Annotated in this window: 18 protein-coding genes and 1 pseudogene; 6 read left to right on the forward strand and 13 right to left on the reverse strand. The window is 62.9% G+C overall.

What is annotated here, in order from left to right:
• Positions 1-113: 113 nt before the first annotated feature.
• Positions 114-1,313, reverse strand: coding sequence for a sodium/glutamate symporter (gene gltS, locus ACRCYW_RS20830; protein ID WP_438551889.1), 1,200 nt, complete (start codon positions 1,311-1,313; stop codon positions 114-116).
• Positions 1,314-1,740: 427 nt separating this feature from the next.
• Here gltS and ansA point away from each other — a divergent pair, with 427 nt between their 5' ends.
• Positions 1,741-2,748, forward strand: a complete 1,008-nt coding sequence (gene ansA, locus ACRCYW_RS20835; RefSeq protein ID WP_438551890.1) for an asparaginase — start codon at positions 1,741-1,743, stop codon at positions 2,746-2,748.
• Positions 2,749-3,000: 252 nt separating this feature from the next.
• On the opposite strand, the gene ACRCYW_RS20840 is transcribed toward ansA, so the two are convergent.
• Positions 3,001-3,279 (reverse strand): YeaC family protein, encoded by a 279-nt coding sequence (locus ACRCYW_RS20840; protein WP_438551891.1) that lies wholly within the window; start codon positions 3,277-3,279, stop codon positions 3,001-3,003.
• Between the two features lie 36 nt (positions 3,280-3,315).
• Positions 3,316-4,749, reverse strand: coding sequence for a glyceraldehyde-3-phosphate dehydrogenase (locus tag ACRCYW_RS20845; RefSeq protein ID WP_438551892.1), 1,434 nt, complete (start codon positions 4,747-4,749; stop codon positions 3,316-3,318).
• A 210-nt stretch (positions 4,750-4,959) separates the two neighbouring features.
• Between ACRCYW_RS20845 and ACRCYW_RS20850 the strand changes: the two genes are divergently transcribed.
• Both ACRCYW_RS20850 and ACRCYW_RS20855 read left to right on the forward strand, forming a co-directional pair.
• Positions 4,960-5,760: a DUF2989 domain-containing protein gene (locus ACRCYW_RS20850; RefSeq protein ID WP_438551893.1), complete on the forward strand. Its 801-nt coding sequence runs from the start codon at positions 4,960-4,962 to the stop codon at positions 5,758-5,760.
• A complete protein-coding gene (locus ACRCYW_RS20855; protein WP_438551894.1) occupies positions 5,757-6,314 on the forward strand; it encodes an NUDIX domain-containing protein in 558 nt (185 codons plus the stop codon). The genes ACRCYW_RS20850 and ACRCYW_RS20855 overlap by 4 nt, the downstream gene beginning before the upstream one ends.
• Positions 6,315-6,401: 87 nt before the next feature.
• Here ACRCYW_RS20855 and sppA read toward each other — a convergent pair whose 3' ends face one another.
• Entirely contained in the window at positions 6,402-8,246 is a 1,845-nt protein-coding gene (sppA, locus tag ACRCYW_RS20860) for a signal peptide peptidase SppA (protein WP_438551895.1), read from the reverse strand.
• A gap of 210 nt (positions 8,247-8,456) precedes the next feature.
• Here sppA and ACRCYW_RS20865 point away from each other — a divergent pair, with 210 nt between their 5' ends.
• Both ACRCYW_RS20865 and ACRCYW_RS20870 read left to right on the forward strand, forming a co-directional pair.
• Entirely contained in the window at positions 8,457-10,496 is a 2,040-nt protein-coding gene (locus ACRCYW_RS20865; protein WP_438551896.1) for an oxidoreductase, read from the forward strand.
• 186 nt (positions 10,497-10,682) lie between these two features.
• Positions 10,683-11,231, forward strand: coding sequence for an NAD(P)H nitroreductase (locus tag ACRCYW_RS20870; protein WP_438551897.1), 549 nt, complete (start codon positions 10,683-10,685; stop codon positions 11,229-11,231).
• A gap of 375 nt (positions 11,232-11,606) precedes the next feature.
• On the opposite strand, the gene ACRCYW_RS20875 is transcribed toward ACRCYW_RS20870, so the two are convergent.
• From ACRCYW_RS20875 to ACRCYW_RS20885, 3 genes are all read right to left on the reverse strand, one after another.
• A complete protein-coding gene (locus ACRCYW_RS20875) occupies positions 11,607-12,170 on the reverse strand; it encodes a sugar O-acetyltransferase (protein WP_438551898.1) in 564 nt (187 codons plus the stop codon).
• Between the two features lie 218 nt (positions 12,171-12,388).
• Positions 12,389-13,267, reverse strand: coding sequence for a 50S ribosomal protein L11 methyltransferase (gene prmA, locus ACRCYW_RS20880; RefSeq protein WP_438551899.1), 879 nt, complete (start codon positions 13,265-13,267; stop codon positions 12,389-12,391).
• Positions 13,268-13,767: 500 nt separating this feature from the next.
• Positions 13,768-14,784: a zinc-binding alcohol dehydrogenase family protein gene (locus ACRCYW_RS20885; protein ID WP_438551900.1), complete on the reverse strand. Its 1,017-nt coding sequence runs from the start codon at positions 14,782-14,784 to the stop codon at positions 13,768-13,770.
• 98 nt (positions 14,785-14,882) lie between these two features.
• On the opposite strand from ACRCYW_RS20885, the gene ACRCYW_RS20890 reads away from it, so the two are divergent.
• Positions 14,883-15,755 (forward strand): LysR family transcriptional regulator, encoded by an 873-nt coding sequence (locus tag ACRCYW_RS20890; protein ID WP_438551901.1) that lies wholly within the window; start codon positions 14,883-14,885, stop codon positions 15,753-15,755.
• A gap of 17 nt (positions 15,756-15,772) precedes the next feature.
• Here ACRCYW_RS20890 and ACRCYW_RS20895 read toward each other — a convergent pair whose 3' ends face one another.
• The 6 genes and pseudogenes from ACRCYW_RS20895 to aroQ form a co-directional block, all read right to left on the reverse strand.
• The gene (locus ACRCYW_RS20895) at positions 15,773-17,185 is read right to left on the reverse strand and encodes a PTS transporter subunit EIIC (protein WP_438551902.1); all 1,413 of its coding nucleotides are present in this window, start codon (positions 17,183-17,185) and stop codon (positions 15,773-15,775) included.
• A gap of 90 nt (positions 17,186-17,275) precedes the next feature.
• Positions 17,276-18,742, reverse strand: coding sequence for a sodium/pantothenate symporter (panF, locus tag ACRCYW_RS20900; protein ID WP_438551903.1), 1,467 nt, complete (start codon positions 18,740-18,742; stop codon positions 17,276-17,278).
• Positions 18,743-18,857: 115 nt separating this feature from the next.
• Positions 18,858-19,085 (reverse strand): annotated as a pseudogene (locus ACRCYW_RS20905) (DUF997 family protein); the annotation flags it as partial.
• 114 nt (positions 19,086-19,199) lie between these two features.
• A complete protein-coding gene (accC, locus tag ACRCYW_RS20910; protein ID WP_438551904.1) occupies positions 19,200-20,540 on the reverse strand; it encodes an acetyl-CoA carboxylase biotin carboxylase subunit in 1,341 nt (446 codons plus the stop codon).
• Between the two features lie 15 nt (positions 20,541-20,555).
• Positions 20,556-21,017 (reverse strand): acetyl-CoA carboxylase biotin carboxyl carrier protein, encoded by a 462-nt coding sequence (accB, locus tag ACRCYW_RS20915; RefSeq protein WP_438551905.1) that lies wholly within the window; start codon positions 21,015-21,017, stop codon positions 20,556-20,558.
• A gap of 36 nt (positions 21,018-21,053) precedes the next feature.
• The gene (gene aroQ / locus ACRCYW_RS20920; protein ID WP_438551906.1) at positions 21,054-21,503 is read right to left on the reverse strand and encodes a type II 3-dehydroquinate dehydratase; all 450 of its coding nucleotides are present in this window, start codon (positions 21,501-21,503) and stop codon (positions 21,054-21,056) included.
• Positions 21,504-21,561: the final 58 nt, after the last annotated feature.

The raw sequence follows: 21,561 nt of genomic DNA on the forward strand, positions 1-21,561 counted from the left end.
TGTTGGCTTAAGTGAGAAGAGTGCATACCTGCCTCGCCCGTCGTTGGCTGCGGCCAGAAAACAAAGAGCCCACCAGAAGGTGGGCTCTCGTATCAGAATGGCTGATCTGCTGGTTACAGGAAAGGCAGAGCCAGGAACAGCTTGATCACCATGGCGTTGATGATGTCGATGAAGAAGGCACCGACCATGGGTACCACCAGGAAGGCCAGGTGGGAGGGGCCGAAGCGCTGGGTGATGGCCTGCATGTTGGCAATGGCGGTGGGGGTGGCGCCGAGGCCGAAGCCGCAGTGACCCGCCGCCAGCACGGCCGCATCATAGTTGCTGCCCATGACCCTGAAGGTGACGAAGATGGCGTAGAGCGCCATGGCCACGGTCTGGGCGGCCAGCAGCAGGAAGATGGGCAGGGCCAGGCTCGCCAGATCCCACAGCTTTAGGCTCATCAGCGCCATGGCGAGGAACAGCGACAGGCTGACGTTGCCGAGCAGGGAGACCTCCCTATCGCTCACCTCGTGCCAGTTGAGCAGGGTCAGCAGGTTGCGCAGCAGCACGCCGACGAACAGTACGCAGACGAACACCGGCAGCTCGAGGGCGCTGCCCTTGAGGTAGAGGGAGAACATCTCCCCCCCCTTGAGGCTGATGGCGATCAGGGCCAGGGTCTCGATCACGCTGAAGGGGGTGAGGGGGCGCTCCATGTCCGGCATCTCGAAGCCCTGGGGGGCATCGTCCCGGTTGTGCTCTTCGCCGGGCACCTGCACCTTCTTCACAAGGTAGCGGGCGACGGGGCCGCCGATGAGGCCACCCAGCACCAGGCCGAAGGTGGCACAGGCGATGGCGAGCTCGGCGGCGGACTGCACGCCGTACTTCTCGGTGAAGATGGAGCCCCAGGCCGCGCCGGTGCCGTGGCCGCCGGAGAGAGTGATGGAGCCAGCCAGCAGCCCCATGTGGGGATCCAGACCGAGCAGGGTGGCCAGGCCTACCCCCAATGTGTTTTGCACCAGCAGCAGGCCGGTGACCACCATCAGGAAGGTGATCACCGCCTTGCCGCCGCGCTTGAGGCTGCCCAGATCGGCGGAGAGGCCGATGGAGGCGAAGAAGGTCAGCATCAGCGGGGTCTGCAGGGTGGTGTCAAACTGCAGCTCCACCCCCATGCCGGCGCGCAGCAGCAGCAGGATCAGGGCCACCACCAGACCGCCCGCGACGGGCTTGGGGATGTTGAAGGTGCGCAAGACGGTGACCCGGTTAACCAGCAGGCGGCCGAGCAGCAGCACCAGGGTGGCGGCGACCAGGGTCGTGTAGGAATCAAATTGTATCATTCGGTTCTCCCATGTTGATTGGCCGTGTCTTTGGCGAGAAAGACGCACAGATTCAGCCGGGATAAAAACAGTGTGGCTCAGGGGCCAGTTCAAGAGGGGGCCTGGGCCCCCATCCCACGTAAAAATGGGGTCTGTGGTCGCCTGTTTTGTGCAGGCATCCAGGTGAGATTTAGGAAAAATCCGGCGGATAGTAGCAAAAAGCACCATTTATATCCATGTTCATCAGATTAATGGTGGTTTTTGTGTGTTCTTTCAACATTTAAAGCTGCTGCCGAATGTCTCATTTTGGCCAGGAATAGTGACGTCGCGGCTGTCATTTGGGCGGCCAGTCTTTATAATTCGCCCGCTTCCCGTCCGTGGTACAACGCGGGCAGTGGGACAGATCGATTCAGGATTTGCCGGTTTTCGGCCAACGAGAGGAGAGGGTGTGAAGAAGTCTATCTACATCGCCTACACAGGCGGCACCATAGGGATGCAGCGTTCCGATCACGGTTATGTGCCGATGGCGGGCTTTATGGAAGACTGTCTGGCACGGATGCCCGAGTTTCATCGACCCGAGATGCCGTCCTACCACATTCACGAATACGATCCCCTCATCGACTCCTCCGACATGACCCCGGCGGACTGGCAGCGCATCGCCGAGGACATTCGCGACAACTACGAGAAGTACGACGGCTTCGTGATCCTGCACGGCACCGACACCATGTCGTTCACCGCCTCGGCGCTCTCCTTCATGCTCGAAGACCTGCACAAGCCGGTGATCATCACGGGCTCCCAGATCCCGTTGGCCGAGCTGAGATCCGACGGCCAGCAGAACCTGCTAAATGCGCTCTACATAGCGGCCAACTACCCGATCCACGAGGTGACGCTGTTCTTCAACAACCAGCTCTATCGCGGCAATCGCAGCAAGAAGGTGCACGCCGACGGCTTCCACGCCTTCGACTCGCCGAACTACCCGCCGCTGCTGAACGCCGGCATCGCCATCTCCCTAGAGGCGGGTGAGCTGGGGGAGCCCTCTGCGAGCCCATTGGTGCTGCATGACATCACCCCCCAGCCCATCGGCGTGGTGACCCTCTACCCCGGCATCTCGGCGGAGGTGATCGCGAACATCTTGCAGCAGCCGGTGCGGGCGCTGATCCTGCTCTCCTTCGGGGTGGGCAATGCGCCGCAGAATCCGGCCATGCTGGCGCTGCTCTCCGAGGCCTCGGCCCGTGGCGTCATCATAGTCAACCTGAGCCAGTGCCTGCACGGCAAGGTCAACATGGGGGGCTATGCCACCGGCAATGCGCTTTCGCGCGCCGGGGTCATCTCGGGCTTCGACATGACCGCCGAGGCGGCGCTCACCAAGCTGCACTTCCTGCTGAGCCAGGATCTGCCGGCCCCGCGTATTCGCGAGCTGATGCAGCAATCCCTGTGCGGCGAACTGACGCCCTGAGAAACTGTCCACGAACTTACTGCGAAGCCGTGATCAAGGCTCATGTGCTGCTCGCTTGTTTGTGACCAAGAGGGCTCATGTATGCGTATACACTCCGGTTCCTGCGCAGCTCTTCACCTTGTTGACGCCTTCTCACGACAGGTCGTGAACAGCTTCTGACCTCCCCACCATGAGGGAGATAGGAAATAGAGAGGGGAGCCATATTGGCTCCCCTCTTTGCTATGGCGTGCGAGCCAGGGCTTGCGGCAAGGCTCAGTGGTGAGGATTGATACGAACGATTTCTTCCTCGTCCCGATACTGACGCTTGAGCTCGCTCTTGCTCTTCATCACTATCTCGCCATCCGGGCCTATGTTCATGTGCTCGGGGTTTTCAAGGTGCATCGCCTGCCAGGCCATCACGGCCTGCAGCGAGGTGGCCTTCTGCTCCTCGGTGAGGGGCTGGCCATCCGGCCACTTGCCGAGTTCGACCGCGGTCTTGAGCCGCTCGTACACTTCCTTGGGCATCTGCCCTATGACTTGCTGAAATGACATCCGGCCTCTCCTTGAAAACGTTGAGCCATGGGGGGATCAGGCGGGCAGATCCTGACGGACTACGCCGGCCATCTGCTCCATCACCCGCACTACCTGACAACTGTACCCGAACTCGTTGTCGTACCACACGTACAGCACGCAGTGATCTTCCTCGGCGATGGTGGCCTGGGAGTCCACTATGCCCGCGAAGCGGGAACCCACCATGTCGGAGGAGACCAGCTCGGTGCTGGCGCTGAAATCGATCTGGCGATGCAGGGCCGAGCTCAGGGCCATCTGCTGCAGATAGGCGTTGAGGCTGTCCCGGTCGGTGGCCTGCTCCAGAGACAGATTGATGATGGCCAGGGACACGTTGGGGGTCGGCACCCGGATGGCGTTGCCAGTCAGCTTGCCCTTGAGCTCCGGCAGTGCCTTGGCCACCGCCTTGGCGGCCCCTGTGCTGGTCATCACCATGTTGAGGGCCGCGCTGCGACCGCGCCGCTCCCCCTTGTGATAGTTGTCGATCAGGTTCTGATCATTGGTGTAGGAGTGTACCGTCTCCACGTGGCCGTGGCGGATGCCGTACTTGTCCTGCATCACCTTGAGCACCGGGGTGATGGCGTTGGTGGTGCAGGAGGCGGCGGAGATGATGCGATCATCCGGTGTGATGACGTCATGGTTGACCCCGAACACCACGTTCTTCATCTCCCCCTTGCCGGGGGCGGTCAGCAGCACCCGGGCGGCGCCGCGCGCCTTGAGGTGCTCGGACAGGCCCGCCTCGTCGCGCCAGACGCCGGTGTTGTCGACGATCAGCGCGTTATGGATGCCATAGGCCGTGTAGTCGATGTCTGCCGGGCTGTTGGCGTAAATCACTTGGATGAAGGTGCCGTTGGCGATGATGGCGCTGCGCTCCAGATCCACCTCGATGGAGCCGTTGAAGGGGCCGTGCACCGAGTCGCGGCGCAGCAGGCTGGCACGCTTCTCCAGATCTCCCTCCCGGCCGCCGCGCACCACGATGGCGCGCAGGCGCAGGGAGTTGGCGGCGCCGGTGCGCTCGATGAGCAAGCGGGCCAGCAGGCGGCCGATGCGGCCGAAGCCGTACAGCACCACGTCGGTGGGCGCGGGTACGGCCCCTTGGCTCAGGGCCGGCGCCAGCTTGGCTCTCAGGTAATCCTCGATACCGGACTCATCCTCATGATCCTGCCAGTAGCCGACGGTCAGCTTGCCGAGATCCACTTCGGCGGCGACCGGGTTCAGCGCGACGATGGCTTGAAGCAGGGGGAAGCTTTGCTGGATGGGTAGCACATTGCCCTGGTGACGGCGAACGACCCGATGGGCTTTGAGGATGTCGATGGTGGAGGCGTTTTGCAGGGGGCGTCCAAAGATGGTGATCTCGATCCCTTGCTGACGATAGAGGCGACCGATCAAGGGTTGCATGGCTTCGGCGAGCTCCTGGCTCTCCTGCCACGCCTGCAAGTAGTGCTCGTGGGTCATTAACCAGATCCTTTATTTCACGTTGTTGAAGCAAATTGCCGGGGCAAAATGAAATTCGTCGAATGCAGATCAGTGTAGGGCTGATGGTTTCGTTATATTATTCTGCAGTCGCGGCCTTATATGGCGCGCGCATTGTAATGGATATGTAGCTTGTTTGCTAGTTGGTGGTATCCGACGCGAGCTCTGATTGTTACCGACTTGATGGGAACCATGACCCTTTCTCCACTGCGCCCCTCCCTGCTGGCCCTCTCCTGCGTCCTGACGCTGACGGCCTGTGAAGACGACAGGATCCACAACATCTGCGGCAATCATCCCGGTCTCTGCGCGGATCTGGTGGACGACGGCTGGTGTCGCCAGGAGCGCAGCGAGGTGATCCGGGCTCGCTACTACCTGCAGGGTGAGCCAACCGACAGGCGCAAGTACGAGCTGATGCGCGGTCTCGAACGCTATCTGCAGTGCGCCGAACACTCCACCAACATCGAATACAAACGGGCAAGGGAGCAGAAGAGTCCCAGGGTGGAGGGTATGCTGGCCGCCGGTGACCAGCTGACGTTGCTCGATGAGCAGACAAGTGCTTCTCAGGATCCCTATCTGCTGCTCTGGCACTGGACCAACAACCGCAACCCGGCGGCCCGGGCCAGCTTCCTGGCCTTGGAGGGGAGCCCGGTGCTGGAGGAGCCAGAGCTGCAACTGGCCCTCGGGGGCGTCTATGCCAAGCACGAGCCGCGCAAGGCCATCGCCCTGATGCACCATGCCCTCACCCTCTATGGGGAGGGGGAGGCGATCAACAGCCGCATCCTCACCTCCCTCAGCACCCTCTACATGGGCCAGAAGGAGTTTGGCCTGGCCTACCAGTGGGGCAAGGTGAGCGAGTCGTTCCAAGAGGCCAGCGAGGTCTCCGCCAGCCGCCTCGCCCTCTACCACAACATCAGCAAGGGGGAGCAGGACGCCTGGGACAGGGCCGCTGCCACCATAGTCCAGCAGCTCAGGCAGGGGGACTACAGACCATGACGAATCCACTGATCCCTGCGTCTCCCTGGACCGATCCCTTCGACATTCGCCTGCTGCACGGTCAGGCCCGAAGTGACGGGCGGGTGATCGAGCGCACCACGGTGCGGGCCGTGGTGCTGCGCGGTGACGAGTTGCTGCTGGTGCACTCCCGGGTCAACGGGGATCTCATGTTCCCGGGAGGCGGCGTCGAGGCGGGGGAGTGCCATCAGAAGGCGCTGGCCCGGGAGCTGAGGGAGGAATGCGGCGCCGAGCTTTTGGCTGTGGGGGCACTGCTCGGGCAGACCCGGGAGTACCGCCCTGCCCGTGAGGCGCAGTTCGACGCCTACTGCATCCACTCCTACTACTACCTCTGCCAGCTGGGAGACGCCTGGAGCGAGCCCCGTCCCCAGCCCTACGAGGTGCGCCTCGGTTTCACCCCGGGCTGGTTCGCCCTGGATGAGGCGCTGCAGCGCAACAAGACCCAGCTGGCCGGCCCCTGTCCCCAGTGGACGGTGCGCGAGACCCGGGTGCTGGCCCAGTTGCAGCAGTGGTTCGACGCCGGCCTGCTGGGTTGAAGGTGACGCCTCTGCCATAAAAAAACCGCCATTGGGCGGTTTTTTTGTTTCGAGTGCCGGACTGGCGCCGGGTTTGGCCGGATGACGCTAGAGGGTGCAGACGGGACAGAAGGCATAGGTGCCCTGGGGGTCGTTGAAGCGAACCAGGGGATCCAGCCCCTTGTTCACCTCGACCAGCGCCTTGCCAAAGCCTGCGGGCAGCCAGCTCTGCACATGGGGAGCCAATGCGCGGGCGCTGCTGTCAAACAGCTCGCGCAGGAACTTGTCCCGTGCGGACTCTTCCTGCTCTATGGGGGTCACCTGCCAGCTCTTGAGGTTGGCGAGATCGGCGGCGGCCTTGAGGGCGTCGTCCAGATTGCCGAACTCGTCCACCAGCCCCAGATCCTTGGCATCCTGACCGGTCCAGACTCGGCCTTCTGCGGCCTTCTCTGCCTCTTCCGGGCTCAGGCCACGGCCCTTGCCCACCAGGCCGACGAAGCGCTGATAGGTGTCTTCCACCCCGAGCTGGATGGCCTGGCCGACGTGTTCCGGCAGGGCCCGGGTCAGGCCGACACCGACGAAGTCCGTGGTGCCGACGCCATCCGTATGTACCCCGTACTGGGAGAGCGCCTTGTCGATGGTGGCGAACATGCCGAACACACCGATGGAACCGGTGAGGGTGGTGGGGGAGGCGAAGATCTTGTCCGCATCGGCGGAGATCCAGTAGCCACCGGAGGCGGCGTAGCTGCCCATGGAGATGACCACGGGTTTGCCTGCCTGCTTCAGGGCCAGCAGCTCGGCGCGGATCTGCTCGGCGGCGAAGGCGCTGCCACCCGGGCTGTCGACCCGCAGCACCACGGCTTTCACCTGGTCGTCGCGGCGGGCATCGGCCAGCAGATCGGAGAGGCTGTCGCCCCCTATGGTGCCGGCGGGCTGAACCCCGTCCATGATGGCGCCGCTGGCGACGATGAGGCCTACCTCATCCTTGCCGCTCTGGGGGTACTGTTCAGGGATTGCGGCCAAATACTCTTTCAGACCCACCCCTTTCCAGCCGTGATCCTCGGCCTCACCCACCTCCTTGATGACTGCCTGGGTCATCTCGTCGCGGGTGGCGAGCTGATCCACCAGGCCGTTCTCGAGGGCGTAGTTGGCGGCATTGCCGCCGGATGCACGCAGCAGGCTCAGGAATTGATCCTTGCCGGGGGCGACGGCCTCGGGCTCGATCTCCCGCTCGGCGGCCACGTCATTCACATAGGAGAGCCACAGCTGATCCAGCCAGCGCTGGTTCGCCTCCTTGCTCTCGGGGGACATCTCGTCCCGGGTGTAGGGCTCGACGAAGGACTTGTAGGTACCGACCTTGAACACATGGGGAGTGACGTTGAGCTTCTCCAGCGCCGACTTGAAGTAGGTCTGGTAGACGCCGAGGCCCTCGATCAGCACGGCGCCGCTCTGGTTGAGCAGAACGTGATCGGCGTGGGCGGCGAGCAGATAGGGGCCCTGGTTGTAGTAATCCGCCATGGCGATGACCGGCTTGCCACTCTCCTTGAACCCGTCGATGGCGGCGGTCACCTCCTGCAGCTTGGAGAGGTTGGCCCCCTGCAGCCCCTGGGGCTTGATCACCAGCGCCTTGATGCGATCGTCATCCTTGGCGCTCTTGATGGCCCAGAGCAGGTCCGACAACACTATCTCGCTCGGCTGATCGTCGCTGCTGTCCACCTGGCGCAGCAACTGCACCGTGGGGTCGGTCTGGGTGCGCTGTTCCACCAGCACGCCGGAGAGGTTGAGGGTGAGCGCCCCTTCGATGGGGGTGGTGGGGGTCTCTTTCTGGCTAAAGGTGAAGACGATGGCCAGCACTATGATGAGAAACAGCAGATTCACCAGCATCAGCCGGGTGAAATTGAGCAGACGCCAGAGGCTGCGAAACAGCCATCCCAGACCCTTGAAAATAGACATAGTCCCGTTATCGCCCTGTTAATCGATGAAGAGAGGCCATTATTAACCACTTGACCCGCCAATTGCCATTTCCGCTTGGGAGACTATTCCCGCCACTCTCTTCACAACACGCCTGTTCGCCGAAAAAATGTCCAAACATTTGTTTGAAAAAGGGTATTCGATTCTTTACTCTAGCCTCAATTTGATAACAAAAAATTAACTGGAGGCTTTGTGAGCCGCTACCCGACCCTGCTGACCCCCCTTGACCTTGGGTTTACCCAGCTTCGCAACAGAGTGCTGATGGGCTCCATGCACACCGGCCTGGAGGAGGAGAAAGGAGGCTTTGACAAGCTGGCCGCCTTCTATGCCGAACGGGCCAAGGGCGGCGTTGGCCTCATCGTCACCGGCGGCATCGCCCCCAACCTGCGCGGTCGGCTGGTGCCTCACGGTTCCCAGCTGAGCTTCCCCTGGCAGGTCGCCAAACACAAGAAGGTGACCGCCGCGGTTCACCAGGAGGGGGGCAAGATAGCGCTGCAGATCCTCCACGCCGGCCGCTACGCCTATCATCCGTTCAGCCTGGCGCCGAGCGCTCTCAAGGCTCCCATCTCCCCGTTCAAGCCCAGAGCCATGAGCGAGCGCCAGATCCGCGGCACCATCCGCGACTTCGGCGCCACCGCGGCCCTGGCCAAGGCCGCGGGTTACGACGGGGTCGAGGTGATGGGCTCGGAAGGCTACCTCATCAACCAGTTCATCTGCGAGCGCACCAACCAGCGCCGCGACGACTGGGGCGGCAGTGCGGACAACCGCATGCGCTTCCCGCTGGAAATCGTGCGGGCCATCCGCGAGCGGGTCGGTACCGACTTCATCATCATCTTCCGCCTCTCCATGCTGGATCTGGTGGAGAAGGGCTCCTCCCTCGAGGAGATCATCGCTCTCGGCAAGGCGCTGGAGCAGGCGGGAGTGACCCTGATCAACACCGGCATCGGCTGGCACGAGGCCCGCATCCCCACCATAGCCACCAGCGTGCCGCGTGGCGCCTTCAGCTGGGTTACCGCCGAGCTGAAAAAGCACCTCAAGGTGCCCCTCATCACCACCAACCGCATCAACACCCCGGACGTGGCCGAGCGCATATTGGCGGCGGGGGAGGCAGACATGGTCTCCATGGCGCGCCCCTTCCTGGCGGATCCCGAATTCGTGATCAAGGCGGCGGAGGACAGGGCGGACGAGATCAACACCTGCATCGCCTGCAACCAGGCTTGTCTCGATCACGTGTTCAAGCAGAAGCGCGCCTCCTGCCTGGTCAACCCGCGGGCCTGCTTTGAGACCGAGCTCACCTTCGGTCGGGTACCCCAACCCAAGAAGCTCGCCGTGGTGGGGGCTGGGCCCGCCGGGCTCGCGTTCGCCTGCTACGCCGCCGAGCGCGGCCATCAGGTGAGCCTGTTCGATCAGGCGCAGACCATAGGCGGCCAGTTCAACTTCGCCAAGCAGATCCCGGGCAAGGAGGAGTTCCACGAGACCCTGCGCTACTTCGCCAGGCGGCTAGAGAAGTGCGGCGTCGAGCTCTATCTCGGTCAGCGCCAGAGCGCCGAGAGCCTGCTGGGCGGCGGGTTTGACGAGGTGATCCTCGCTACCGGCATCCGCCCGCGCACCCCCAATATCCCAGGCATCGAGCATGCCAAGGTGTTGAGCTACCTGGACGTGCTGCGGGATCACAAGCCGGTCGGCCAGAAGGTGGCGGTGATCGGCGCCGGCGGCATCGGCTTCGACGTGGCGGAATATCTGGTGGAAAAACGGGTGGAACAACAGACGGCAGGGGATGCTGATCGCCACCGTGACCACTGGCTCAAGGAGTGGGGCATCGACAAGGGGCTCGGCGAGCGCGGTGGCCTGATGAAGCCCGAGATCGACGCCCCCGAGCGCCAGATCTGGCTGCTCCAGCGCAAGGAGAGCAAGGTGGGGGATGGTCTGGGCAAGACCACAGGCTGGATCCACAGAACCGTGCTGAAGAACCGCAAGGTGCAGATGCTGAGCGGTGTGCAGTACCAGCGCATCGACGATGAGGGGCTGCACATCGAGGTGGACGGGCAGCAGCAGTGCCTGCCGGTGGATCAGGTGATCATCTGCGCAGGGCAGGAGCCCCTGCGGGAGCTGCAGGCGGGCCTGCAGGCGGCGGGCAAGCCGGTGCACATCATCGGCGGGGCCGACGTGGCCGCCGAGCTGGATGCCAAGCGGGCCATCCGCCAGGGGGCAGAACTGGCTGCTGTCATTTGACCCGATATGCAATGGATAGAGTGATAAACCCCTGCTAGTCAGGGGTTTATACTGCCTGTTCCCGAGCGGTCGGGCGCCTTTTCGCTGTCTGCCCGCTGTGCTAGGGTAGCGCCATCAGATCAGGTTTTGCGCTGAACTTATCGCAGAACCTTTTGCAGAACTATTCGCAGAACAATGGAGTTGCCCATGGATGCCCTCAATCTGTTACTGAACCGTCACTCCTGCGGTCGTTTGACCGAACCCGCTCCGAGCGGTGAGGTGCTCGACAACATTCTCAAGGCGGGGTTGCGGGCACCGGATCACGGCACCCTGACCCCCTGGCAGTTCATCCTGTTCGAGGGGGAGGGACGGGAGCGGCTGGGCGCCTTGCTGGCGGAGGCGGCCCGCGCCCGTGGCGAAGATGAGGAGAGTATCGAGAAGAGCCGCGCCGCGCCGCTGCGCGCGCCCTTGCTGGTGGCGGTGGCGACCCGCTATCAGGAGCATCCCAAGGTGCCCAAGCTGGAGCAGGAGCTCTCCGCCGGCTGCGCCCTGATGGCGATGCAGATGGCGGCCCAGGCCCAGGGCTTCAACGGCATCTGGCGCTCCGGCTGGTTCATCTTCGATGAGCAGATCAACGCCGGCCTGGGGCTGGCCGGGGGGGATCAGCTGGTGGGTTTCCTCTATCTGGGCACCCCCATGCTGGAGGCACGCAAGTTGCGAGAGCTGCCCGTTGCCGACTTCGTGCGCCGCTTCTAACGGCGGGTTTCAGACAAAAAGCCCTGATATATCAGGGCTTTTTTCTTTGGTGACATTTTCATCAGGCTGTACTGATAAATGCCGGTTTGCCAAGGGGGCGAGAGGGGTTGGCCGCAAATTTTTTGAATAGTGAGAGGCTGTTCTCAATCCTGGTCGATTACGCTACGTAAAACGTTTGCGCCCCGTTATTATCCCTTTGCCAGTTTAGAAGGTGACCCCTTCTAATATTCTGCGATGAGAGTCGCAATTCCGTAGCACCTTTTTACAGCCCAACGTCTTGATGACATTGGGCTTCATTTTTATTTGGGGCTCCACACCTCTCGCCCCGCTTGCTTCCCTGCCATCTGTCGCTTCAACAGTCATCGCGATCCCTGCTCAGGAGTCGGGTCGTTCCTGCTTCTTTGGCAAGATCCTGGCGGGATTGCCCACCACCCGGGCGCCCGCCGGCACGTCCTTGGTCACCACGGATCCCGCCCCGACGATGGCTTCCCGCCCTATGGTGACGCCGGGCAAGAGGATGGCGCCGCCCCCTATCCAGACCCTGTCCTCGATCGTGACCGGCAGTGCCGTCTCTACCCCGTCGATGCGCGCATCGGCGTCCAGGGCGTGGGCGGCGGTGTAGATCTGCACGTTCGGCCCTATCATGACGTTGGCGCCGATGCGCACCGGGGCATTATCCAATATGGTGGCCCCCATGTTGATGTAGGTGCCTCTGCCCAGGCTGGTATGGCGGCCATAGGTGCAGTAGAAGGGGGGGCAGATGAAGGCGTTATCCGCCAGTTCGCCGATGAGCTGCCGCAGCAGGATCTGCTGTTCCTCCTCCTCCTCGGTCCGGTTGAAACGGCGATAGAGGCGGGCCGTCTCCCGGCGCATCATATCCAGTTCGGGGGCCATGCAGTCATAGGGCTGGCTGGCGATCATCTTCTGGTAGTCACTCATGGGTCATCTCTTGTTGTTGTGTTGCTGCGGCTGGCGGTGGGTACAAGTCACTGGCCAGCCCGGGGGCAGAGAGCGCCATCTTACGCCGTTCGTCAGCAAAGAAGAGTGAGCCTGGGCGCAGGGTCGGCATTTCCTGGTGCTGTCTGAGAGGAAGGCTGCGAGGCACAGAAACAACAAGGGCACCCGAGGGTGCCCTTTTGTGCGCAGTCATGCGTGACTTAGCCGTGCTTGCGGCCGGAGAGGCGGCACCACTCTTCTTTCACCGCGGTCGGATCCATGTCGAACCACTGACCGTAGATGGTCTCGAGCTCAGGCGCCTGGCTCTCCAGCACGCCGGACAGGGCCATCAGGCTGCCGGGCTTGCCGTGACCTGCGATAAGCGGCGCGAGTTCGCGCAGCGGGCCGGCCAGTATGTTGGCGACAACCACGTCCGCCTCCACCCCTTGGGGCTGATCCGCCGGCAGGTAGAGCTCAATCTGGCCGGCGACGCCGTTGCGCTCGGCGTTGTCATGGCTGGCCTGGATGGCCTGGGGATCGATGTCGATGCCGATGACCCGGGCGGCGCCGAGCTTCAGGGCGGCGATGCCGAGGATGCCGGATCCGCAACCGAAGTCGACCACGGTTTTACCAGCCAGATCCAGCCCGTCCAGCCACTGCAGACAGAGGGCCGTGGTGGGGTGGGTACCTGTACCGAAGGCCAGGCCAGGATCCAGCATGACGTTGACCGCATCCGGGTTCGGCACATCGCGCCAGCTCGGGCAGATCCAGAGCCGCTCGCCGAACTGCATGGGGTGGAAGTGATCCATCCATTCGCGCACCCAGTCCTTGTCTTCCAGCTGTTCGACCTTGTAGCCGACGTCTTCGCCGAAGATCTGCTGGAAGAAGGCGATGATGGGGGCCGGATCGGTTTCGGCGTCGAACAGCCCCATCACCTCTGTCTCCCCCCAGAGCGGGGTTTCACCCGGCATGGGTTCGTAGACGGGCACATCCTTGGCATCCATAAAGGTCACCGCCTGGGCTCCACGCCCCAGCAGCATGTTGCTCACCTTGTCCGCGGTCTTGGCGGTGGCGTTGATTCGAATTTGTATCCAGGGCATGGGGTCGACTCTTCATAAATGTGAAACCGCGGGATTCTATCATCATGGGCCTGTGCTGTCGTGGTTTGCCCATGGTACAGGCCGGAGGAAGGGGATCCTGCCGAGTTGGCACGGTTCATGTATTCCTCCTTGGGTGACGGGAAGCAACTTGTTCCCGCTGAATGCTTTGCTCTATGAAAGTTCCGTCATCTTTTTCAGCCACCTCAGGGTGGCTTTTTTTATCTGGTGGAAATTGGCGGGGAAAAGGATGGATCTTGCAGTGAAATGGCGACTTGGCACGCAAGCTGCAGCGGCTAGTGTGTCCTGCATAAGGATATGTGTGTGATTGTTACCCCCAACGTTCAGGTTTTTAGGGCCATCCCAACGGGATGGCCCCTTTTTATCTCTTTTGATGGTGAAGCCGCGTGGTGACTGTCGGTTGTCTGAGAGAGGCTGTGCACTGATGGGGCTTGCCGCTGGTGAGTTCACCCCATGATGGTGCAGTTTTTACCCAGAAGGGATTAGTTGCCGAACTGGCTCATGTCGATGACCAGCTTGCCCACCATGCGGCCCGCCTCCACCTCGGCATGGGCCTGAGCCAGGGTGAGCGGGGTCAGTTCGGCGACCACCTTGCTGAGAGTGGTCCTGAGCACCCCTTCTTCCACCAGGGCCGCGACCCGCCCCAGCAACCTGTGCTGCTCTGTCATGTCCGGGGTCTGGAACAGGGAACGGGTGAACATGAACTCCTGGCTGAAGGTGACGCTCTTGGGCTTGAGCAGACCGAGATCCCAGGGCTCGCTCGATTCGGCTATGGTGCAGATGTGGCCGAAGGGGCGGATGAGGCTCGCCATGGCGGCCCAGTGCTGCTCGGTGGCATTGGTGCAGAAGATGGCGTCGAGCTGGCTGATGCCGAGGGCCGCGAGTTCGGCCTGCAGTTTGTGGTGGCTCACCACCTGATGGGCCCCCATCTCGAGGCACCAGGCCCGGGTCTCTGGCCGGGAGGCGGTGGCGATCACCTCCATATTGGTGAGCTGGCGGGCGAGCTGGATGGCGATGGAACCCACGCCGCCGGCGCCGCCTATGATCAGCAGCCGGCCCTCACTCTCACGACTGAGGCCGATGCGCTCGAACAGGGCCTCCCAGGCGGTGATGGCGGTGAGGGGCAGGGCGGCGGCCTCCAGATCGTTCAGGCTGGTCGGCGCCAGGGCGGCGATACGCTCGTCCACCAGTTGCTGGGCGCCGTTGCTGCCCGGGCGGCTGATGTCGCCGGCATACCAGACGCGATCACCGCGCTTGAACAGGGTCACCTCGCTGCCCACGGCGATCACGTCCCCCACCGCATCCCAGCCCAGCACCCGCGGGCTCGGCTCCATCTTGGCTTTTGGGGAGCGCACCTTGGTGTCGACCGGGTTGATGGAGGTGGCGTTTACCTTGACCAGCAGGTCCCGTGGGCCCGGGGTCGGGGTGGGGAGCTCGGCCTCGATGAAGCAATGGGGGTGATCGCTTGGCAGGTAGTGGGTCAGGGCGATGGCTTTCATGGCAGTTCCTTTCAAAGGGAATGAGTGGATTGCCAAGCAGTGTAGTCTGGTGAATTATCATCATTAAGATGGGTAATTTGGAAAGACTGTTTGCATATATGAACAATGTCGAACTGGAGTTGATGGGGCTGTTCGCCACAGTAGTGGAGCAGGGCAGTTTCACCCGGGCGGCCGAGTTGCTCGACATGCCCAAGTCCTCGGTAAGCCAGAAGATCTCGCGCCTCGAGTCCCAGCTCGGGGTGAGGCTGCTGCAGCGCACCACCCGCAGGCTCAGCCTGACCCCGCAAGGGGAGCTCTATGTGGAGCATTGCAAGGGGCTGCTGGTGCTGGCCCGCAGCGCCAATCTGGCGATGGCAAGGCTGCGCAGCGCCCCCGCTGGCCGGGTGCGGATCACCGCCCCCGAGGCGACCGGCACCCTGCTGCTCGGCAAGATCCTGGCGGAGTTTCGCGCCCTCTATCCCGAGGTGGTGCTGGAGCTGACCCTGAGTGACGAGCAGCTGGATCTGGTGGGGGAGGGTTATGATCTGGCTCTGCGGGCGGCCCCCCTCAAGGATTCCAGCCTCATCTGCCGGCGCATCGGCCAGGTGCCGCGCCATCTGGTGGCGGCTCCCGCCTATCTGACGGCACACGGGGCGCCACAGCAACTCTCTGAACTGGGGCTGCATGCTTGCCTGGTGCATACGGCACTGCCGGTCTGGCCGCTGCAGGAGGGGGGCTGGCGGGCGCAGGGGCGCTGCATCAGCAACAGCCTGCTGGCGCTGCGGGAGTTGGCCGTCAATGGCGGTGGTATCGCCCTGCTGCCGGATCACGTCTGCCGCGCCGATCTGGCGGCGGGGGCGCTGCAAAAGGTGCTGCCGAACTTGTCCGTCCCGCCCAATCCCTTCTACCTCATCTACCCGAGCCGGGAGCATCTGGCCCCGGCCCTGCGCACCCTGATGGACTTCGTGGCCGATCGCCTGCCCTTCGCCTGACGCGCGGTCCGGTGAGGTCAGGACTGGGCCTTGCCCGGTTCCAGGCCGAGGGGAACCGACTGGCGTCTTGCCAGCATGCGGATCTGCCCCTCGATCAGCCCCGCATTGGGGCCCAGTACCAGCACCAGCTGATGGTCGTTGAGCACTATCCATGAGAGGCTGCCCAGCGCCGCGAGGCGGCTCTGATCCACCAGCGTCATGTCGCCGACCCTGAGGCTGAGGCGGGTCAGGCAGACACTCATGGCCTGCAGATTGTCCATGCCCCCCAGCACCTTGAGGTACTGGATGGCCAGCATCTGGGGATCCGTGGGGGCCAGGTGAGTGAGCTGGGGCAGCTCCTCGGCGAGGGGCTTGCTCGGCAGGCTGAGGGGGGAGTGATCCAGCAGCAGGGAGAACAGCAGGGCATAGGCGACGAAGAACAGGATGCCGATGGGGATGAGCCAGAAGCTGTGCTCACCGGCGGAGTAGCTCAGCACCAGATCCATCAGCCCGGCGGAGAAGTAACTGCCCACCTTGATGCCGAGCCCGCTGCAGATGGCCAGCGACAGTCCGGTCAGCAGGGCGTGGGCCAGGAACAGCCAGGGGGCGGTGAAGGCGAACAGGAATTCGATGGGCTCGGTGATCCCCACCAGGGCTGAGGTGAGGGCCAGGGTGAGCAGCAGCCCCCCCTGTGGCAGACGCCGCAGGCGTTTTCGATGCAGCCAGATGGCGAGGCAGGCCCCCGGCAGACCGAAGATGATGACGGGGTAGAGGCCGGCCACATAGCCCTCGTGCAGGGGCTGGGCGCTGGCCAGCGCCTGCAGGTTGCTCTCCCCCAGCCCCACCAGGCTGCCCAGCACCTGATGCAGGCCGAAGGGGATCAACAGGCGATTGAGCACGCCGTAGCAGAAGGCACCGAAGGGGGTGGTGAGCAGGTGGGAGGCAAGCAGGCTGATGCCCTGCTCCAGCAGCGGCCACAAGATGGAGAGGGGGAGCACCAGCAGCAGGCAACCCAGTGCCGAGAGCAGCATGCCCGGCAGATCTTCCTGCAGCGGCCGCAGCCAACCCGGTAGGCGCAGGGTGCGGGACCAGGAGCAGATGAGCGCCGTGGTCAGCCCCGCCAGCAGGCCGCAGATCATGTCCGCATGCAGGCCGGGAGCCAGGGTGCCGAGAGCCGAACTCAGCAGCAGGAAGTTGACCGCCCCCGCCAACGCCTGTGCCCCTTGTCCCTGCCGGCTCAGGCCGAAGGCGATGGCCACCGCATAGATGAGGGGCATCTGGCCGAACAGGGCCTGGCCGGCGAGGGAGAGTACCGCCAGATCCAGCACGTCCGGCTGACCGAGGCGATGGAGCAGGGCGGCCAGGGGCAGGATGGAGACCGGCAACAGCAGGGCGTAGCCGAGCCGTTGCAGGGCCTGGGTCAGGGTTTGTCTGGCTGTCGGTGCAGGCATGGGTGCTGGCTATTTTGTGACATAGCGCACAGTTTACCTGCATGGCACCCATTTGGGGATAGGCAGAGGGTCCCTTTATTGTGCGTTTTGTTATTCCTGATCAAATAACCGCCGCACGTTTTGATCTGGGGGCGGGGTCAGCAGGCTGACCAGGATGAAGGCGATGAGGCCGAGGCTCAGGCTGGGGACGATGGCGTGCAGGCCCGCCAGCTTGATGCCCCACTGACTCAGGATCCCGTAGCAGAGGATGCCGGTCACCATGCTGGCTAGGGCGCCAGGGCCATTGGCCCGGGACCAGTAGAGGCCGAGCACCAGGGGCCAGAGGAAGACCGCCTGCAGGCCGCCGAAGGCGAGCAGGTTGAGCCAGATGATCATCTCCGGGGGCTGCAGCGCCGCCAGCAGCACCAGGCTGCCGAGGATCAGGGTGCAGAGCAGGGAGAGGCGTGGTACCCGCACTTCCAGCTTCTCCTGCCGTTCATTTTTAGGACTGAGATAGTTGAGGTAGAGGTCCTTTACCAGGGTCGCCGAGGCTTGAATGAGCTGGGAGTCGATGGTGGACATGATGGCCGCCATGGGAGCCGCGAGGAAGACCCCCGCCAGCCAGGGGGGCAGCACCTCCATCATCAGGGACGGCATGATCTTGTCCGGGCTGTCCATGCCGGGCAGGATGGCGCGGCCCAGGGCCCCGGCCAGGTGCATGCCGAACATCAGCAGGGCGCTGACAATGGTGCCGATGAGGATGCCGCGATGCAGCGCCTTGCTGTCCCGGTAGCCGAAGCAGCGCAGGGCCGAGTGGGGCAGCCCCACCACCCCGATGCAGACCAGTACCCAGAAGCTCAGCATGAAGGGCTGGGTCAGCATGTCGCCGGCCCCTTGCGGGCTCACCAGCTTGGGATCTATCTCCTTGAGCTGATGGATGAGGTTCGGCAGGCCGTCGCCGGCCACCAGGATCCCCGCCAGCAGGGCGCCGGTGCCGATCAGCATGATGATCCCCTGCAGGGCGTCCGTCATCACCACGGCCCTGAACCCGCCTATGACGGTATAAAGCAGCACGCAGCTCGCGAACAGCAGCAGGCCCTGCTGATAGCTGAGGCCGGTGGCGGTCTCCAGCAGGCGGGCACCGCCGATAAACTGCACCACCATGGTGGCGATGAAGGCGAGGATGATGGTCACGGATCCCAGCACCACCACCCACTTGCTGCGATAGCGGGCCCACAGCATGTCGTTGATGGTCACCGCATTGACCCGGCGGGCTATGATGGCGAACTTCTTGCCGAGTACCCCCAGGGTGAGCCAGACGGTGGGCAGCTGGATCATCGCCAGCAACACCCAGCCGAGGCCTATCTTGTAGGCGGCGCCGGGCCCGCCGATAAAGGACGATGCAGAGGTGTAAGTGGCCACCAGCGTCATGGCCAGCACCAGGCCGCCCATGCTGCGATTGCCGATGAAGTACTCCTGCACGAAGTCGCCGCCGGCGCGGTGGCGGCTGGCCCAGTAGCCGACCCCCAGCACCAGCACCAGGTAGACGATGAGCGGCATCATCAACTCAAGATTCATGGCGGCGAGGTTCCTTGTTATCGGCATTGGAGTTATCGGAATCGGATTCGTGGCGTGCCTGGCTCATGGCTGGGCCCAGAGTACCGGTGGCCTGCAGGGGCTCGGCGAGGGTTTCCTCCGTATCCAAAGGGATGTCGATGAAGAGGCGATCCACCATCAGCGCGCAGAGGCCGATAAACAGCAGTGGCATCAGGATGCAGCTGAGCACAAACCAGAGTGGCATGTCCCAGAGTTCGATCTCTTCCGGGATGAAATAAGCCGAGCCGTACCAGGCGGCGAAATAGAGCAGGGTGAGCAGCAGACAGAGGGCTGCCTCACGACGGGCGAGTGCGAAACGGTTCACCTTGGCCTCCGACGAGTGAGCGGGGCGCAAGAATAACAAAAAAGGGCCATGTCGCCATGGCCCTTTTTCAAATGCGGATCTGGGTTGACCCAGGGATCCCCTGGGAGAGTGTCCTTACAGACCCAACTTCTTGTGCAGGTAGTGGATGTTGGTCCCACCGTGCTGGAAGTTCTCGTCCTTCATGATCTCTTTTTGCAGGGCGATGTTGGTCTTGATCCCTTCCACCACCAGCTCGTCGAGAGCGTGACGCATGCGGGCGATGGCGACGTCGCGGTTCTCACCGTAACAGATCAGCTTGCCGATCATGGAGTCGTAGTAGGGTGGCACCTTGTAGCCCGCATAAATGTGGGACTCCCAGCGCACACCCAGACCACCCGGCGCGTGGAAGCGCTGGATCAGGCCCGGAGACGGCATGAAGGTCGCGGGATCCTCGGCGTTGATCCGGCACTCGATGGCGTGGCCACGGATGCGGATGTCCTGCTGGGTGATGGAGAGGGGCTGGCCGGCGGCGATACGCAGCTGCTCCTTGATGAGATCCACACCGGTGACCATCTCGGTGACCGGGTGCTCGACCTGGATCCGGGTGTTCATCTCGATGAAGTAGAACTCGCCGTTCTCGTACAGGAACTCGAAGGTACCCGCACCGCGGTAGCCTATTTCGAGACAGGCGCGCACGCAGCGCTCACCGATGAACTTGCGCATCTCTTCGGTGATGCCGGGGGCCGGTGCTTCTTCAACGACCTTCTGGTGACGGCGCTGCATGGAGCAGTCCCGCTCACCCAGATAGAGGGCGGTACCCTGGCCGTCTGCCAACACCTGGATCTCGATGTGGCGCGGGTTCTCCAGGTACTTCTCCATGTAGACCATATCGTTCTTGAAGAACTGGCCCGCTTCGGATTTGGTCAGGGCGATGGCGGAGGCCAGCTCGGCCTCGTTGCGCACCACGCGCATGCCGCGACCACCACCGCCACCGGCGGCCTTGATGATCACGGGGTAGCCGATCCGCTTGGCGATGGTGGCGTTGCGCTTGGCATCGTTGTCCACCGGGCCGTCGGAGCCGGGTACGCAGGGCACGCCCGCCTTCTTCATCGCCTCGATGGCGGAGACCTTGTCACCCATCAGGCGAATGGTCTCGGCGCGCGGGCCGATGAAGATGAAGCCGGATTTCTCGACCACTTCGGCGAAGTCGGCATTCTCGGAGAGGAAGCCGTAGCCCGGGTGGATGGCGACGGCACCGGTCACCTCGGCGGCGGCGATGATGGCCGGCACGTTGAGGTAGGATTCACCGCTGGCAGGCTTGCCGATACAGATGGTTTCGTCGGCCAGCAGCACATGCTTGAGCTCCCGGTCGGCGGTGGAGTGAACGGCCACTGTCTTGATCCCGAGCTCTTTACAGGCGCGCAGGATCCGCAGGGCAATTTCACCTCGGTTGGCGATGACTACTTTGTCCAACATGGGTGGCATTTTCCCTTATTCGATGATGAACAGCGGCTCGTCAAATTCGACGGCCTGACCATTTTCAACCAGGATCGCTTTGATCACACCGGCCTTGTCAGACTCGATTTGGTTCATCATTTTCATGGCTTCGACGATGCATAGGGTATCGCCGACATTGACGTGCTGACCGACTTCCACGAACGGCTTGGCCTCCGGGCTGGAGGAGCGGTAGAAGGAGCCCACCATGGGGGAGCGCATCAGATGACCGCTCGGGGCGGCATCGGCGGCAGGGGCCGCGCTCGGTGCAGCGGCGGCAACCGGGGCGGCCACTTGCTGAGCCGGAGCCGGCTGCATCATCATCTGCGGGGCAACGCTAACCTGGCCGGAGAAATTGCGGCTGATGCGAACGGACTCTTCCCCTTCGGAGATTTCCAGCTCGGCGATGCCGGACTCTTCAACCAGTTCAATCAGCTTCTTGATTTTGCGGATATCCATTAGCATTCTCTTTCTTCTTTATCTGATCAGTGATTATCAAGCCGCGCGCAACTGGTGCACGGCCGCGGTTAAAGCGAATTGGTAGCCATCGGCACCCAGCCCACAGATCACTCCCTTGGCCACATCGGACAGATAGGAGTGATGTCGGAAAGCCTCCCTGGCATGGACGTTTGACAGGTGAACCTCGATGAAGGGGATGGCCACACCCAGCAGCGCATCGCGCAGGGCGACGCTGGTGTGGGTGAAGGCGGCCGGGTTGATGATGATATAGTCCACCTGGCCCATGGCCTGATGGATGCGGCCGACCAACTCATGTTCGGCGTTGGATTGCAGGTGTTCCAGAGTGACACCGAGTTCGCCGGCGCTGTGCTGCAGATCGGCGACGATCTCATCGAGCGTCTTGCTGCCGTAGATTCCCGGCTCCCGCTTGCCCAACAGATTCAGGTTGGGGCCATTGAGCAGGAGGATTCGGTGATGTTGCGACATATTGTGTACATCCTCGATGATAATGCTGCCATCTGTCGGCTATCTGTGGACTACCAGA

The organism is Aeromonas sp. (genome assembly GCF_051657805.1).
Lineage (GTDB): Bacteria > Pseudomonadota > Gammaproteobacteria > Enterobacterales > Aeromonadaceae > Aeromonas.